At 62.4% G+C, this 15,470-nt stretch carries 14 protein-coding genes; 10 read left to right on the top strand and 4 right to left on the bottom strand.

What is annotated here, in order from left to right; all coding sequences use genetic code 11:
- Window positions 1–9: 9 nt before the first annotated feature.
- Both AC1RBA_RS15270 and AC1RBA_RS15265 read right to left on the bottom strand, forming a co-directional pair.
- Window positions 10–588, bottom strand: a complete 579-nt coding sequence (locus AC1RBA_RS15270) for a superoxide dismutase (protein ID WP_034751750.1) — start codon at window positions 586–588, stop codon at window positions 10–12.
- A 185-nt stretch (window positions 589–773) separates the two neighbouring features.
- The gene (locus AC1RBA_RS15265; protein WP_070312070.1) at window positions 774–1,793 is read right to left on the bottom strand and encodes a LacI family DNA-binding transcriptional regulator; all 1,020 of its coding nucleotides are present in this window, start codon (window positions 1,791–1,793) and stop codon (window positions 774–776) included.
- A 444-nt stretch (window positions 1,794–2,237) separates the two neighbouring features.
- On the opposite strand from AC1RBA_RS15265, the gene AC1RBA_RS15260 reads away from it, so the two are divergent.
- From AC1RBA_RS15260 to AC1RBA_RS15235, 6 genes are all read left to right on the top strand, one after another.
- The gene (locus AC1RBA_RS15260) at window positions 2,238–3,527 is read left to right on the top strand and encodes an ABC transporter substrate-binding protein (RefSeq protein WP_492418918.1); all 1,290 of its coding nucleotides are present in this window, start codon (window positions 2,238–2,240) and stop codon (window positions 3,525–3,527) included.
- A gap of 7 nt (window positions 3,528–3,534) precedes the next feature.
- Window positions 3,535–4,527, top strand: coding sequence for a carbohydrate ABC transporter permease (locus tag AC1RBA_RS15255; protein WP_492418916.1), 993 nt, complete (start codon window positions 3,535–3,537; stop codon window positions 4,525–4,527).
- Window positions 4,524–5,342, top strand: coding sequence for a carbohydrate ABC transporter permease (locus AC1RBA_RS15250; protein WP_492418915.1), 819 nt, complete (start codon window positions 4,524–4,526; stop codon window positions 5,340–5,342). Before AC1RBA_RS15255 ends, AC1RBA_RS15250 begins: the two co-directional genes overlap by 4 nt.
- Window positions 5,343–5,374: 32 nt before the next feature.
- Window positions 5,375–6,751, top strand: coding sequence for a GH1 family beta-glucosidase (locus AC1RBA_RS15245; RefSeq protein ID WP_099410404.1), 1,377 nt, complete (start codon window positions 5,375–5,377; stop codon window positions 6,749–6,751).
- 1 nt (window position 6,752) lies between these two features.
- Complete coding sequence (locus AC1RBA_RS15240; RefSeq protein WP_492418912.1) at window positions 6,753–7,793, top strand: ABC transporter ATP-binding protein; 1,041 nt, start codon at window positions 6,753–6,755, stop codon at window positions 7,791–7,793.
- A 107-nt stretch (window positions 7,794–7,900) separates the two neighbouring features.
- Entirely contained in the window at window positions 7,901–10,354 is a 2,454-nt protein-coding gene (locus AC1RBA_RS15235) for a TonB-dependent receptor (RefSeq protein ID WP_492418911.1), read from the top strand.
- 95 nt (window positions 10,355–10,449) lie between these two features.
- Here AC1RBA_RS15235 and xseA read toward each other — a convergent pair whose 3' ends face one another.
- Together xseA and AC1RBA_RS15225 are read right to left on the bottom strand one after the other, a co-directional pair.
- Window positions 10,450–11,811 carry an exodeoxyribonuclease VII large subunit gene (xseA, locus tag AC1RBA_RS15230; RefSeq protein ID WP_492418909.1) on the bottom strand — a complete coding sequence of 454 codons (1,362 nt, stop codon included), beginning with the start codon at window positions 11,809–11,811 and terminating at the stop codon, window positions 10,450–10,452.
- Window positions 11,812–12,127: 316 nt separating this feature from the next.
- Complete coding sequence (locus AC1RBA_RS15225; RefSeq protein WP_268993996.1) at window positions 12,128–12,259, bottom strand: hypothetical protein; 132 nt, start codon at window positions 12,257–12,259, stop codon at window positions 12,128–12,130.
- 880 nt (window positions 12,260–13,139) lie between these two features.
- Between AC1RBA_RS15225 and AC1RBA_RS15220 the strand changes: the two genes are divergently transcribed.
- The 4 genes from AC1RBA_RS15220 to AC1RBA_RS15205 all read left to right on the top strand — a co-directional run bounded on the left by AC1RBA_RS15220 (window position 13,140) and on the right by AC1RBA_RS15205 (window position 15,469).
- Window positions 13,140–13,745, top strand: coding sequence for a MotA/TolQ/ExbB proton channel family protein (locus AC1RBA_RS15220; RefSeq protein WP_070224614.1), 606 nt, complete (start codon window positions 13,140–13,142; stop codon window positions 13,743–13,745).
- Window positions 13,742–14,182 carry an ExbD/TolR family protein gene (locus tag AC1RBA_RS15215; protein ID WP_121668760.1) on the top strand — a complete coding sequence of 147 codons (441 nt, stop codon included), beginning with the start codon at window positions 13,742–13,744 and terminating at the stop codon, window positions 14,180–14,182. The genes AC1RBA_RS15220 and AC1RBA_RS15215 overlap by 4 nt, the downstream gene beginning before the upstream one ends.
- 74 nt (window positions 14,183–14,256) lie before the next feature.
- Window positions 14,257–15,312, top strand: coding sequence for a tetraacyldisaccharide 4'-kinase (gene lpxK / locus AC1RBA_RS15210; protein ID WP_492418907.1), 1,056 nt, complete (start codon window positions 14,257–14,259; stop codon window positions 15,310–15,312).
- On the top strand, window positions 15,293–15,469 hold the full coding sequence (locus AC1RBA_RS15205; RefSeq protein WP_010395789.1) for a Trm112 family protein: 177 nt from the start codon (window positions 15,293–15,295) through the stop codon (window positions 15,467–15,469). Before lpxK ends, AC1RBA_RS15205 begins: the two co-directional genes overlap by 20 nt.
- Window position 15,470: the final 1 nt, after the last annotated feature.

Here is a 15,470-nt window from a genome sequence, read left to right as displayed (position 1 = left end):
AAGGACCGCTTACGCGAAGTTCTTGGCAACGAAGTCCCAGTTGACCAGGCCCCAGAACGTTTCCACGTACTTGGCGCGCAGGTTGCGGTAGTCGATGTAGTAGGCGTGTTCCCACACGTCGCAGGTCAGCAGCGGCTTGTCGCCGGTGGTCAGCGGGCAGCCGGCGTTCGAGGTGTTGACGATGTCGACGGAACCGTCGGCTTTTTGCACCAGCCAGGTCCAGCCCGAACCGAAGTTGCCCACGCACGATTTGGTGAATTCTTCCTTGAACTTGTCGAACGACGACCATTTGGCGTTGATCGCGTCAGCCACGGCACCCGCAGGCGCGCCGCCGCCGGCCGGCTTCATGCCGTTCCAGTAGAAGGTGTGGTTCCATACTTGCGCCGCATTGTTGAAGATGCCGCCCGACGATTTCTTGATGATCTCTTCCAGCGACAGGTTCTCGAACTCGGTACCCTTGATCAGGTTGTTCAAGTTGGTGACATACGCCTGGTGATGCTTGGCATAGTGGTATTCCAGGGTTTCTTTCGAAATATGCGGCGCCAGAGCGTCCATTTCATACGGCAGTGGTGGCAGAGTATGTTCCATGTGATGTCCCTTTATGGTGAGTATTCGGAGTCTACCGGCCTGCGGCCGGAGGGTTGAGCCAAGCTTGCTTGAAGCAGGCATTCTTGCTGAACGAGCCACTATTGTAAAGCGGATGCGCCATTGCTGCAGATTCCGCCACGCGTCGCGGATGCGGGTGGCGTAGTGATTCTCGTTCAGCGTCAGACCTAGCGAACACGTCGGGTAGTTTCCCTGACGATCAGTTCCAGAGGAGGTATCGCCGCCTGCACGGCTTCGCCATTGATCAGCCCCAGCAGCGCTTCCGTGGCGATGCGGCCGATGTCGTACAGGGGCTGGTGGATGGTCGTCAGCGGCGGCGTCGTGTAGGACGAGCCGGGCAAGTCATCGAAGCCGACGAGCGAGATATCGTCGGGCACGCGGATGCCCTTGCGGTACAAACACAGGCGCACTCCATAGGCGGACAGGTCGTTGGCGGCGAAGACGGCGCTGAATTGCTGCTGCGTATCAAACAAGTGGTTCATGGCCAGCATCCCGCTTGCCTCGTGGAAATCGCCTTCCGCCATCAGTTTCGGGTCGATGGCGATGTCTGCTTCGCGCAGCGCGCGTTGGTAGCCCGTCAGGCGCTCGGCCGCATCCGTGTTGTTGGCGGGCCCGGCCACGAAGGCGATGCGCCGGTGGCCCAGTTCGATCAAGTGGCGCACGGCCAGGTAGGCACCGTATTCGTTGTCGAGCTTGAAGCCGATGGCGCTTTTCGTTGCCAGCAGGCGGCCCGTCGAGACGATGGGCCGCTGCTGCGAGAAATCGAGCACGCTCTCGTCCGAGATGCGCCCCGACAGCAGGATGATGCCGTCGACCTTTCGCGCCAGCAGCAGACGGATGCGGTCCGCTTCTTCCTGCGCATTCCAGTGCCCGCTGACGATGACGGAGGCATAGCCCGTGTCCTTCAGCCCATCGTCGACGCCGCGCAGGCTTTCATCGAAGAAGGGGCTGGAAATATCCTGCACCACGATGCCGATGGTCATCGAGCGGCCCTTTTTCAAGCCCTGCGCCATCTGGTTCGGCGCGAATTTCATGTGCGCAATGGCCGCCAGCACGGCGTCGCGCTTGTCATCGGAGACCCTGGCCGTGCCGTTCAGGATGCGCGAGACGGTGCTGGGCGACACGCCGGCCTGGCGGGCGACATCGAGCAGGGTGGAAGGGGGAGCAGCGTGGGCGCTATCGTTCAAGGCGGTTCCTGGGTGTCAAGATGGCTGGTCGTCAGTGCTCTGAAAACCTTTTCATCGAAAGATTACCATAAATGCCCGCAGGGGGCTGTCGCTAGGGGTAGGTCGGCGTAGGTCGGGTTAGCCCTGCGGGCGTAACCCGACACATCACGGCCAGCAATGCGCCGGAACATGCCTCTGCCGCCAACAATATTGTCGGATTACGCGTTGAAACGCTAATCCGACCTACGCTTGAAAACGTTTTCACAAAAAACAACAGCGTCTCGACAGTTTGTATTTTCGCCTTTTTCATAGGAGAACACACGCTACGGCGTTCAGTTTTCCACGTTACCCTCAATAAAAATGACAACTTTTTCGGTTGACTTGATTTTCTTTGCGGTGTTAAATGGACACATGTTGTGAAAACGTTTTCAAGATAGAAGACGCTTAATAATCGGAGATGAAATAATGAAGTCAAGCATCCTTGGCGCCGCCCCTTTGGTAGCGCTGACCCTGGCCTGTGGCGTGGCCGCCGCGCCCGTCGCCGTCCCGCCGGCCGCACCGTTGCCGGCGCTGGCCCCGGCCACGATTACCGTCGCCTCGTTCCCCGACCTGGACCGCGCCGTGAAGACGGCCTTGCCCCTGTGGGAAAAGCTGTACCCGCAAGTGAAGGTCAAGCTGGTCAGCCTGCAGATCGACGACCACCATAACTCGATGACGACGGCGCTGGCGGCCGGCGCGCGCCTGCCCGACGTGATGGCCATCGACTTCCGCTACGTGGGCAGCTTCGCCGAGTCGAAGGGCATGGAGGATTTGCTGCAGCCGCCATACGGGGCAGGGCAGTACCGCGCCCAGTTCGTGCCGTTCACCTTCGTGCAGGCGACCAGTTCGCGCGGCACCCTGGGTGCCATGCCGGCCGACCTGGGACCGGGTACGCTGTTCTACCGCAAGGACTTGATGGACAAGGCGGGCATCAAGGAAGCCGACCTGACGCAATCGTGGGAGTCCTACATCGCCGCCGGCAAGAAGCTCAAGGCCGCCACGGGCACCTATCTGCTGGCCGGCGCCAGCGACCTGGCCGACATTGTTATACGCGCCAATCTGAAGGATGGCGAAGGCATTTACTTTGGCGACAAGGGTCAGGTGCTGGTCGACTCGCCCCGTTTCGTCAAGGCCTTCGAACTGGCGAAGGCGGCCAGGATCGCTGGCATCGACGCGCGCACCGTGGCCTGGACGGGCGAGTGGGCCGAAGGTTTTAAACGCGACAAGGTGGCCAGCCAGATGATGGGTTCCTGGCTCAGCGGCCACCTGGCCAAATGGCTGGCACCCGATTCCAAGGGCCAGTGGCGCGCGGCCAACCTGCCGGCCGGCGCGCTGGCGTCCTACGGCGGCTCCTTCTACGGCATCCCGAAAAAGGCCGCGAATAAAATCCAGGCCTGGGAATTCATCAAGTTCATGACCGTCAACAAGGATATCCAGCTGCACTCGCTGAAAGAGATCGGCGCCTTCCCCGCCCTGAAAGCGGCATATGCGGACCCGATGATGGACGAGCCGCAAGCGTATTTCGGCGGCCAGAAGACGCGCCTGCTGGCGCGCGACACGGCGGCGAAGATTCCCGTCATCCGCGTCGACAAGTTCGACGCCGTGGCGCGCGACATCGTCAACATGGAACTGGAAAGCGTGCTGGCGCAAAACAAGGATATCAAGACGGCCCTGGCCGACGCCAAGGCCCTGATCACCCACCGCGCGCGGCGCTAGGAGCAGCATGACTACCTCCATGCCTTGTACCGAGCGCGCCGCCGTCCCGGCGCGGCGCGCCAGGAAGCGTTTCAACATGAAGCAGTGGGCGCCATATATTTTCATTAGCCCCTTCTTCATCCTGTTCGCCGTCTTCAGCCTGTTCCCGCTGCTGTTTTCCATCTATCTGTCGTTCAACCAGTGGGAAGCGGCCAGCGGCGTGGAAGCCATGCAGTGGGTGGGCCTGGAAAACTACAAATACGCCTTGAGCGACCCGTGGTTCTTGCGCTCGCTGGGCAATACGCTGTGGCTGGCGCTGGCCTCGGGCGTGCCGCAGCACCTGGTCGCCATTCCGCTGGCAGCGTTCATCCACAACAGCTTCAAGCGCTCGCGCAACCTGGTGATCGGCATTTACTTTTTACCGTTCATCACCTCCAGCGTGGCCATCGCCATGGTCTTCAACACCCTGTTCTCGCGCGACTACGGCCAGATCAATGTGCTGCTCCAGTGGTGCGCCAGCCTGCCGCTGGTGGGAAGCCTGTTTCCGTCAGAGTCCATCGACTGGCTGGGCAGCTCGCTGTTCATCAAGCCGGCCGTCGCCTTCGTGATTTTCTGGCGCTACCTGGGCTGGAACCTGGTGCTGTACCTGTCCGCGCTGCAGGTGATACCGAAGGATTTATATGAAGCGGCCACCATCGACGGCGCCTCGAAACGCCAGCAGTTCTGGTACATCACCCTGCCGCAGCTGCGCCCCATGATCTACCTGGCCGTCACCTTGACCATCATGGGCAATCTGCAGCTGTTCGAGGAACCGTTCGTGCTGGTGGCCGAATCGAGCGGCGTAAGCCAGTCCGTGATGACGACGGCCATCTTCGTCTACAAGACGGCGTTTTCCTCAGGCGACTTCGGTACGGCGTCGGCCATTTCCTGGCTGCTGTTCCTCATCATCGCCAGCACCACTTGGGTGAATAACCGCATCTTCAGCCGCAATGAACGTCATGAACGCAAGGAGGCCCGATGAAAACTACGCGTTGGACGGCCTACGCCATGGTGGCCATCGGCGCCCTGATCATGGTCGCGCCGTTCTACTTCATGTTCGTCTTCGCCACGCACACGAGCGCCGAGATCTACAGCCTGCCGCCGCCGCGCTGGTTCGGCACGGCCCTGCTGAACAACCTCGAACTGCTGCAGGAGCGCCTGCCGTTCTGGCGCAATATCGGCATCAGCCTGTACGTGGCCTTGATGACCACCGCCCTGACTTTGTTCTTTTGCTCGCTGGGCGGCTATGCCTTCGCCATGTACGAATTCCGCTTCAAGCGGCCCTTGTTTACGCTGGTGATGGCCTCGATGATCATCCCGTCGTTCATGAACATGATCCCGACCTTCATGCTGATGGATTTCCTCGGATGGCTGGACCAGCCGCGCGCCCTGTACGTGCCGGGAGCGGCCGGCGCGCTGGGGATTTTCCTGATGCGCCAGTACATCGGCACGGCGATACCGAAGGACCTGATCGAGGCGGCGCGCATCGACGGCTGCGGCGAATTCGCCATCTACTGGCGGGTCGTGCTGCCGCTGATCGGCCCTGCCTTGGGCACCCTGGGCCTGATCACTTTCATCAACTCGTGGAACAATTTCATTACGCCGCTGGTCGTCATGCGCTCGGTCGAGAACTACACGATCCCGCTGGCCCTGCGCAGCATGCAGGCGCCGAACAACACGGAGTGGGGCGCACTGATGACGGGCGCGGCCATCGCCGTGCTGCCGCTGCTGCTGATGTTTTTTGTCGCCTCGAAGCGCCTGATCGAAGGCTTGACCCAAGGCGCCGTCAAAGGCTGATCCACACATTTATCTCAACCCCTCACACTGACATGACCACCATGCATAACGACGACATCGACACCAACTTCCCCGCCACCTTCACCTGGGGCGTGGCCACCAGCGCCTACCAGATCGAGGGCGCTGCCGCCATCGACGGCCGCGGCCCGTCCATCTGGGATACCTTCAGCCACACGGACGGCAAGATCATCGACGGCAGCAATGGCGACGTGGCTTGCGACCATTACCACCGCTACGCCGAGGATGTAGAGCTGATCGCCAGCCTGGGCGTCAACGCCTACCGCTTTTCCATGTCCTGGTCGCGCGTGCAGCCTGCGGGTTCCGGCGCCTGGAACGAGGCCGGCTTTGATTTTTACTCACGCCTGCTCGACGCCCTGGCCGCGAAGGGTCTCGATGCGCATCTGACCCTGTACCACTGGGACTTGCCGCAAGCCTTGCAGGACGAGGGCGGCTGGCTCAACCGCGCCACCTGCTATCACTTCGCCGCCTACGCGGCCGAGGTGGCGCGCCGCTTCGGCCACAAGGTCGCCAGCATCGCCACGCACAACGAGCCGTGGTGCACGGCCGTGCTGGGCCATGGCACGGGACAGTTCGCGCCCGGCATGGCCGATCCGGCCGCCGCCGTGCAAGTGTCGCACCATCTGCTGCTGTCGCACGGCCTGGCCATGCAGGCGATGCGCACGGTGAATGCGCCGGCGAAGCTGGGCATCGTGCTCAATCAATGGACGGCCACGCCGGCCACCGACAGCGCCCAGGACCGCGAACTGGCCGAACTCGAATATGCGCGCTCGGTGCAGTGGTATATGGACGCCATCTTCAAGGGCCGCTACCCGGCCCTGGCCCTGAAACACGCCGACGCTTCTGCTTTGGCTATCTTTGAAAACGATTTCATCGATATTAAACAGCCCATCGATTTCCTTGGCGTGAACTATTACACGCGCGCTTACATGAGCGCCGAGACGCCGCCGCGCAAGCCTGAATGCAAGCTCGGTGTCAACGACATGGGCTGGGAAACCTATCCGCAAGGCTTGACGGAACTGCTTGTGGGCCTGCACCGCGAGTATCGGCTGCCGCCCGTCTACATCACGGAAAACGGCATGGCCGTCGCCGACAAGCCCGTCGGCGGCAAGATCCACGACGAACCGCGCATCGAGTACGTGCGGCTGCACCTGGACGCCCTGCGCGCCGTGATCGCGCAGGGCATCGACGTGCGCGGTTATTTCTACTGGAGCCTGATGGACAACTTCGAGTGGAACTCGGGCTACGCCAAGCGCTTCGGCATGCTGTACGTCGACTATGCCACGCAGCAGCGCAGTTTCAAGGACAGCGCCCTGTGGTACCGCGATTTCATTGCCGCGCAGCGCGCGTCCCACGCACCGGCCCAGCTGGTCCTGGCCGGGGAGCACTGAGATGGCCGCCATCTCGCTGCGCGGCATCCGCAAGACCTACGGCGACGGCCCGGAAATCGTCAAGGGCCTGGACCTCGATATCCACGACGGCGAATTCATGGTCTTCGTGGGACCGTCCGGCTGCGGCAAGTCGACCCTGCTGCGCATGATCGCGGGACTGGAAGACATCAGCGCGGGCCAGCTGCGCATCGGCGACTTGCTGGCCAACGACGTGGCACCGGCCGAGCGGGGCATCGCCATGGTCTTTCAGAGCTACGCCCTGTATCCGCACATGACGGCGCGCGACAACATGGGCTTTGCCCTCAAATTGGCGGGCCAGCCGGAAGCCGAAGTGCGCGCCGCCGTCGGCAAGGTGGCCGAGATTTTGCAGATCACGCACCTGCTTGACCGCAAACCCAAGGCCTTGTCGGGCGGCGAACGCCAGCGCGTGGCCATCGGCCGCTCCATCGTGCGCCAGCCCAAGGTGTTTTTGTTCGACGAGCCGCTGTCCAACCTCGATGCGTCCTTGCGCGTGCAGACGCGCATCGAGCTGGCCAAGCTGCACCAGGAGCTGGGCACGACGATGATCTACGTGACGCACGACCAGGTCGAGGCCATGACCCTCGGCGACAGGGTCGCCGTCTTCCATGGCGGCCACCTGGAGCAGGTGGGCGCGCCTTTGGCCCTGTACCGCCATCCGGCCAGCCAGTTCGTGGCCGGTTTCATCGGCGCGCTGCGCATGAACTTTTTGCCGTGCGCCGCCGTCCCGGCCCTGGCCAGCCAGCTTGGCGGCGCGGCGGGCATGCTGGTCGGCATACGCCCGGAACACCTGCGCCTGGTGCCGCGCAACGAGGGCTACGGCGCCACGGTGACCCTGATCGAGCAGCTGGGCGATGCGCAGATCATCCACGCGACGCTGGAGGGAAGTTCGCATGCGGTGGCCATCAAGCTGCACGGCGAGGCGCGCCACGCGCTGGCACAGGGCAGCGCCATCGGCTTCGCGCCGGAAGAAGGCCATGCCTTTCTGTTCGACACGGCCGGGCGCGCCGTGGCCACCCATTGACCCCGCACGGAGGCGACATGACTTCAGATTGACACCCAAAAAATGTGCAGCAATAGCCAAAGAGCTATGTGATCATCATTCAACCAGCGGTACAGGAGACAACAACAATGCAACAGCTCAAACGCAATACCATCGCCCTCAGCCTGGCGCATGCGACCTTCGCCCAGTTCATCTTGCTGGGCAGCGGCGCCGCCATGGCCCAGGAGGCTGCAGCCACGGACGCGGCAAAACCACCGGCAGCCGAACAGATGGACCGCATCGTCGTCACGGCCACGCGCCGCAATACCTTTGTGCAGGAGACGCCGCTGGCCGTCACCGCCTTCAACCAGGACACCCTGCAAAACAACCAGGTCAAGGATCTGGCGTCGCTGGCCACGATGGTGCCCAGCCTCGTCGTCGAGCAGCATGGCGACTCGGGCGGCGTGCACGTCTACATGCGCGGCGTGGGCTCGGCCAACCACACGGAGCTGGGCGACCCGGCCGTCGCCTTCTATGTCGACGGCGTGTATTCGCCGCGTCCCCAGGGCGCCACGGCGCTGATGTACGACTTGAGCCACGTCGAGGTGGCGCGCGGACCGCAGGGCACCCTGAACGGCCGCAATTCGACGGCCGGCGCCGTCAATCTCGTCTCCGCCGCGCCAAACACATCGAAGTTCATGGGCTCGGCCGGCATCACCGTCGGCGACTACCGCCACCTGCAGACGCAGGGCATGATCAATATCCCGTTCTCCGACGACGTGGCGCTGCGCATCGCCGCCATCAAGGATAGCCACGACGGCACGGTGGACTTCCGCCGCGGCTCGAACGTCATGCCGGGCACGGCCAAGTATGGCGCCGGCGACCAGATGGGCGTGCGCGCCTCGCTGCTGTGGAAGTTCACGCCGCAGCTGCGCGGCACCTTCATCGCCGACTACTTCCTCGACCAGGGCGCCGGCAACGTCTACCTGGCGGCGGAACCGAAAACGGGCGAGAAGCTGCGCTCGGCCCTGATCGACACGCCGGGCACCCTGGACCAGTCGATTTTGACCTACAAGGGCAAGCTCAATTACAAGCCGACGGATGCGCTGGACTTCACGTACCTGGGCAGCTGGAGCCGCTACAAGCGCCAGAACAGCAATGATGCCGATGCGGGCCTGTTCCCCGGCTTCAAGTCGGAAAACCGCACCGACTGGGCGCAGTTCGACAGCTATTCGCACGAACTGCAGGCGCGCTCGGACGACGATGCGCCATTCCAGTGGGTGGCCGGCCTGTTCCTGTTCAACGAAAAGAACAAGGTGCGCTTCGATATCGACCGCAGCCAGATTTCGCAGGCGGCCGTGCAGCAGGATATCGCCAACGGCGCCGTGATCTTCGTGCAGCCCACCGTGGGCCAGTATGCGTCGTCCATGTCCTTCATCCAGGGCGACCGCCAGCTCAAATCGAAAGCCGTGTTCGGCCAGGTCAGCCAGCAGCTGACGGACCAGATCAAGCTGACGGCCGGCGCGCGCTACACGAAAGACCATAAATTCGACGTCGGCGGGCAGAACTGGGCTTGCCCGAACTGGCCCGCGAACACGCCGCTGGGCACCACCGTGCTGACTGCCGACCAGCTGCGCCAGCTGGTCACGCCGGGCACGGGCCTGGCCAACACGCACAATATCGGGCCCGGCGGCGCCATCACGGCCGCCGCCTGCGGCAATACGCCGGGCGACAATACGGCCGACCTGAAATACGGCCAGGCCACCTGGCTGGGCCGCATCGAGTACAAGCTGCGTCCGGACATTCTGCTGTTCGGCTCCGTGACGACGGGCTTCCATTCGCCGGCCATCGGCGACGGCGGCGCCACCACCAAGCCGGAAAAGCTGACCAGCTATGAAATCGGCTTCAAGTCGGATTTGCTGAACCGCGAACTGACCCTGAACCTCGATGCCTTCCTGATGAAGTACAAGGACAAGCTCGAATCGCAGGTGGTCAACAGCGTGCTGGCCAACTTCAACGCGGCTGGCGCCACCGTCAAGGGCCTGGAAGCGGAATGGGTGTGGCGGCCGACGAAGGTCGACCGCCTGACGGGCAACGCCACCTGGCTCAAAGCCGTGTATGACGACTTCATGTCGTGCGACGTCGATGCGGCGCGCGCGAATGGCCAGTCCTGCGGCTCGACGGCGCCATTGGTGAACGTGGGCGGCAGCACCATGAAGCATGCGCCGAAGTTTTCCACGACCGTCCAGTACGAGCATGATTTCACGGTGGCCGGCGGCCAGCTCACGCCGCGCGCTTCGGTGCATTATGAAACCATGTCGTACGTGGGCGCGGGCGCGTTCAACGGCGACGTGCCGGGCCATGCGGGCGTCAAGCGCCAGGAAGCCTACACGACCCTGGACCTGAGCCTGCGCTTTCAGCCGGCGAACAAGGCGTACACTGTGGAAGCGTTCGTGCAGAACGCCACCGACAAGGCGGTCAAGCTGGACGTCAATGAAATCTGCACGGACGTGGGCATGCCGTGCCAGCCCACGCAGCAGATCTACGGCGCCTTCTACAACGCGCCGCGCACGTTTGGCGCGCGCGTGTCGATGAAGTTTTAAATGGGGTAGTGTGAAAGGGCAGTTGCAGTCGCAGTCCACTCAGTAGGGGAAGGTGTTGGGCCGGGGAGCTCCCCCGGCCTTTTTTATGCCAGCGCTTATTCCAGCGTTGCCTGCACGCTGGCGATGCCGATCTGCGCGCTGCCTTCGGCCAGGCGCACGTTGACGTTCTGGCGCGCCTGCAGTTGCGCCGGCGAGCGCACGATGTTTCCTTTTTCATCGCGCAGGATCGCGTAGCCGCGTTCCAGGGTGCGCTGCGGATTCAACAGCTCCAGCTGCGCCGCCAGGCCGTCGAGGCGGTGGCGCCGCTGGCTGAGCAGCTGCGCCATGGCCGCGCCGCCGCGCCGCTGCGCTTCCACCAGGCGCGCGCGCGGCGCAGTGACGTCGGGCCGCAAGGCGGCCCAGCGGTTGCGCAGGCGTTCCAGTGCGTACTGCGACTGGTTCACGGGCGCGCGCGCCGCATGCGTCATGGCCGTGGACAGGGCCAGCAGCTGCAGGCGCTGCTGCTGCAGCTGCGCCTTCGGGTTGAGCAGGCGGCGGCTATGGCGGTCCAGGGTTTGCGCCGCGTCGTCGAGGCGGCGGCGCATGGCGCGGCGCAAGTCCGTTGCGTCGGCGCGCAGGGAAGCCATCCAGTCGGCGCGCGGCGTGGCCGCCAGTTCGGCCGCTGCCGTCGGCGTGGCCGCGCGCAGGTCGGCTGCGAAGTCGGCGATGGTGAAATCCGTCTCGTGGCCCACGCCGCTGATCACGGGCATGGAACAATCGGCGATCGCATGCGCCACCGCTTCATCGTTGAACGACCATAAATCCTCGATGCTGCCGCCGCCACGGCACACCAGCAGCACGTCGCACTCGGCCCTGGCTGATGCCGTGCGGATCGCGTGCGCGATCTTTTCCGGCGCCTGCTGGCCCTGCACGGGCGTGGGATACAGGATGATGGACACGTGCGGCGCGCGGCGCTGCAAGGCGATCAGCACGTCGCGCATGGCGGCCGCCTGCGGGCTGGTGACGATGCCGATGCTGCGCGCGAACATGGGAATGGCGCGCTTGCGTTCCTGGTCGAACAGGCCCTGCGCGGCCAGCTTTTCCTTCAGGCGCTGGAACGCTTCGTACAGGGCGCCCACGCCGGCGCGGCGGATGGCTTCCACGTTGATCTGGTAGTCGCCGCGTGCGCCGTACAGGGTGACGAGGGCGCGCACTTCGACCTTGTCGCCTTCGCGCGGCGTGAAGCCGGCGTACTGGGCGCGGCCGCGGAACATCACGGCGCGCACCTGGGCGCCATCGTCCTTCAAGGTGAAATACCAGTGGCCGGAAGCGGCGCGCGTGAAGTTGGAAATCTCTCCGGCGATCCAGGTCAGGGGGAACGAGCGCTCGAGCAGCCGCGCGACGGCCTGGTTCAGGGCGCTGACGGTCAGCACGGGCGGGGCGGCAAAGCCGCTGTCAGTCGGGGTGTCTGTCATCATAAAGCTGGGAGCGGGAAGGGAACTGTCCACATATTATCGGCGAGGTCATGCTTATGTCATATATCGTGCAAAACAACAAGTTCTATTTCTAAGTAATTGATTTCATGATGAATTCCCGTATGCCTGATTTGCGTGCACAGGGAAAAAATCCTTTAATATCAAGCACATCAGTGCAGCCCCTGCCACTTACGCACAAAGTTATCCACAGAAAGTGTGCGGAACTTTTTGCCTTGGACAAACGTGGCCGTGCAGGCCTCTTTATACCAATAAAAGTGCCTTGCTACATTTTTGCGCACGGAAATAAAGTGCATAGGAATCAAGCGCTTAGTATGCCATGCATGGCCTTGCGCACAATCTTATCCACAAAAAATGTGCAGAACTCCCGCGCGGCAGCGGATTTATCCACCGGAATGCCCATGGCATGGCTTGCCTGAATTTTACGCAGCATAAAAATAGCCATATAGATCAAGGGCCTAGCGTTCGACCGTGCGCCTTGCTCACAATCTTATCCACAGAATATGTGCAAAACCGCATAAACCGTTTCGCTTTTTCCGGGAGTTTTCCACGGCGCGAGCAGGTGCTTGCGCTGCCTTATTTTTCAGCATCGAAAAAAACTCCTTTAAAATCAATGCTCTTGCATGGAGTCAATCGGCTTGCTCACAATCTTATCCACACTTTATGTGTGAAACTGCTTTCGCCGTGGGAAACTGCCTTTTTGCAGTGAAATGTGACGCTGAAAACCGTGCTTTCCAGCCCTTGCTACATTTTTATGCACGGCAATAAAAATGATATAAATCAATGTACTTAGCGCGTATCTTTGCGCTTGCGCACAATCTTGTCCACAGATTGTGTGCAGAACTTTGACGGCCCATTTGCCGCCGATTGCGCGCCGTCTGCCACTTTTTTACGCATTGGTTTAATTTCTTTTTAAATCAATGACTTAATTGAATTCCATGGCTTTGCGCACAATCTTGTCCACAGTAAATGTGCAGAACTCTGCAAGTATTAATTTATTGACATTGACTACTGTCGATAAGCTGCTATGCCTGTATTTTGCGCAGCACGATAATTCCTATGTAAATCAAGGACTTGTGCGCTGGACTTCATGCTTGCTCACAATCTTATCCACACAAAGTGTGCAAAACTGTGCGCTGGAGCACCGGCGCGCCGCGCCGTGTGGACAAGTACCATGCAGGCACCACTTGCCGCCGGCGCGGCAACGCGCTACATTGCGCCATTCCTGCGCGCACGTGCCATCGGTCTTCGGCGCTCGGTACAATACAGGCTGTCCGGGCGGTCCATCGCCTTCCCTTTACCAGGAGTTTCTTTTGCTCGCTATATTTCAAGCCGCTGGCTGGCCCATCTGGCTGTTGTTGATCGCTTCCATCGTCGCCCTGGCCCTGATCATCGAGCGCCTGCTGTATTTGCGACGCGCCAAGATCCTGCCCCGCAAGCTGTTCGATGAAGTGGTGCAGGTATATCGCAGCGGCAAGATCACGCCGGACACGGTGGCCAAGCTGGAAGACAATTCGCCGCTGGGCGTGGTGCTGGCCGCCGCCTTGCGCAATGTCGACGCGCCGCGCGAAGTGATGAAGGAATCGATCGAGGAGGCCGGCAGCGGCGTGGCCCACACGCTGGAACGTTTCCTGACGACCCTCGGCACCATCGCCACCCTGGCCCCGCTGATGGGGCTGTTTGGCACGGTGGTGGGCATGATCGAGATCTTCGGCTCGCAAAACGCCAGCGGCTCGAATCCTGCCCAGCTGGCCCACGGTATCTCGGTGGCCCTGTACAACACGGGCTTCGGCCTGGCCATCGCCATGCCGACCCTCGTCTTCTACCGCCATTTCCGCGCCCTCGTCGACAGCTTCGTCATTGACATGGAGCAGCAAGCCGTCAAGTTCGTCGACATCGTCCACAGTGGCCGCAAATGAACTTCCGCAAAGGCAAGGGGCGTGAAGACCCCGAAATCAACCTGATCCCGTTCATCGACGTGCTGCTGGTGATCCTGATCTTCCTCATGGTCAGCACCACCTACAGCAAGTTTACGGAGCTGCAGATCACCTTGCCGACGGCCGACGCCGAGCAAGCGAAGGAGAAGCCGCAGCAGATTGACGTCACCATCGATGCCAAGGGCAATTACACGGTCAACCGCGAACCCATATCGTTCCGCGACGTGGCCGGCCTGGCCGACGCCCTGCAAAACGCGGCCAAGGCTGCCAACGGCGGCAAGGCGCCCGCGCAGACGCCCGTGGTCGTGGTCAACGCCGACCAATTCGCCATGCACCAGATGGTCATTCACGTGATGGAAGCGGCGCGCCTGGCCGGCTATGAAAAGCTGACGTTCGCGGCGCAGGCGGGCGGCAAGTAAATTCCCACCGTTACCGGCAACATAATTGGGGTCTGACCCGGCGGGTCAGACCCCAGCCCTTTACTCCTCACCGCATGCCCACATCCTCCCCCCCCAAGCTTGAAACCACATTGACCCGCGCCTGGTTGTCGCGCGGCCCGCTGGCGTGCGCGCTGTGGCCCGTTTCCCTGCTGTTCGGCGCCCTGAGCGCCGTGCGGCGCGTTTTGTACCGCGCCAACATCCTGCAATCGGCACGCCTGCCCGTGCCCGTCGTCGTCGTCGGCAATATCTTTATCGGCGGCACGGGCAAGACGCCGCTGACGATCTGGCTGGTGCAATCCTTGCGCGACGCGGGCATGCGCCCGGGCGTCATTTCGCGCGGCCATGGCAGCGCCGACCGTTCGCCGCGCGCCGTCACGGCTGCTTCCACGCCGCAGCAGGTGGGCGACGAGCCGCTGCTGATCTTCCAGCGCGGCGGCTGCCCCGTGATGGTGGGGCGCGACCGCGCGCAAGCGGGCAGGGCGCTGCTGGCCGCGCACCCGGACGTCGACGTGCTCGTCACGGATGACGGCTTGCAGCATTACGCCTTGCGGCGCGACGTGGAAATCGTGCTGTTCGACGGCCGCGGCGCGGGCAATGGCTGGCTGCTGCCGGCCGGCCCCTTGCGCGAATCGCCGCGCCGCCGGCGTGACGTGACGGTGATCAATGCGCCCGAGCTGGCGCCGGCGCTGGTGGACCAGGTCGCGCCCAAGGGCGGGCTGGTGGTTCAGATGCGGCTCGATGGCGGCGTGGCTGAGCGCTTGACGGACCGCAGCGAACGCATGCCGCTCGAGACCCTGGCGGCCGGCGGCCGGCGCATCGTGGCGGCGGCCGGCATCGGCAATCCGCAGCGCTTTTTCAGCATGCTGCGCGGCGCCGGATTGCGTTTTGCCGAGCTGCCCCTGCCTGATCATCACGACTTTCTCGACCAGCCATTTGCGGCACTCGACACGGATGTGATCTTGATCACCGAGAAGGATGCAGTAAAATGTGCGCAAATTGAATATCTCAAAGATGACCCGAGACTGTGGGTCGTCCCCGTCAGTGCGCGCATCGATAGCGCGCTGGCCCAACAAATTGTGGAGAAATGTCGTGGACGCTCGACTGCTTGATATCCTGGTCTGCCCTGTTTGCAAGGGTCCGCTTGAACACGATAAGAAGGCGCAGGAACTGATTTGCCGCGCCGACCGCCTCGCCTATCCTATCCGCGATGGCATCCCCATCATGTGGGCGGACGAAGCGCGCACCCTGCAAGACGCAGTGGAATAAC

The sequence above is a fragment of the Janthinobacterium sp. GW823-FHT03B06 genome, from assembly GCF_058796955.1.
The sequence above is the reverse complement of the archived record's forward strand: the minus strand, read 5'-3'. Positions and strand labels throughout refer to the sequence as shown.

Excerpts from the sequence above, each read along its gene's own strand:
- AC1RBA_RS15270 (WP_034751750.1), bottom strand. The coding sequence starts at position 588 with ATGGAACATACTCTGCCACCACTGCCGTATGAAATGGACGCTCTGGCG.
- xseA (WP_492418909.1), bottom strand. The coding sequence starts at position 11,811 with ATGATGACAGACACCCCGACTGACAGCGGCTTTGCCGCCCCGCCCGTG.
- AC1RBA_RS15250 (WP_492418915.1), top strand. The coding sequence starts at position 4,524 with ATGAAAACTACGCGTTGGACGGCCTACGCCATGGTGGCCATCGGCGCC.
- AC1RBA_RS15215 (WP_121668760.1), top strand. The coding sequence starts at position 13,742 with ATGAACTTCCGCAAAGGCAAGGGGCGTGAAGACCCCGAAATCAACCTG.
- AC1RBA_RS15260 (WP_492418918.1), top strand. The coding sequence starts at position 2,238 with ATGAAGTCAAGCATCCTTGGCGCCGCCCCTTTGGTAGCGCTGACCCTG.
- AC1RBA_RS15235 (WP_492418911.1), top strand. The coding sequence starts at position 7,901 with ATGCAACAGCTCAAACGCAATACCATCGCCCTCAGCCTGGCGCATGCG.
- AC1RBA_RS15245 (WP_099410404.1), top strand. The coding sequence starts at position 5,375 with ATGACCACCATGCATAACGACGACATCGACACCAACTTCCCCGCCACC.
- AC1RBA_RS15255 (WP_492418916.1), top strand. The coding sequence starts at position 3,535 with ATGACTACCTCCATGCCTTGTACCGAGCGCGCCGCCGTCCCGGCGCGG.
- AC1RBA_RS15225 (WP_268993996.1), bottom strand. The coding sequence starts at position 12,259 with ATGCTGCGTAAAATTCAGGCAAGCCATGCCATGGGCATTCCGGTGGAT.
- lpxK (WP_492418907.1), top strand. The coding sequence starts at position 14,257 with ATGCCCACATCCTCCCCCCCCAAGCTTGAAACCACATTGACCCGCGCC.
- AC1RBA_RS15240 (WP_492418912.1), top strand. The coding sequence starts at position 6,753 with ATGGCCGCCATCTCGCTGCGCGGCATCCGCAAGACCTACGGCGACGGC.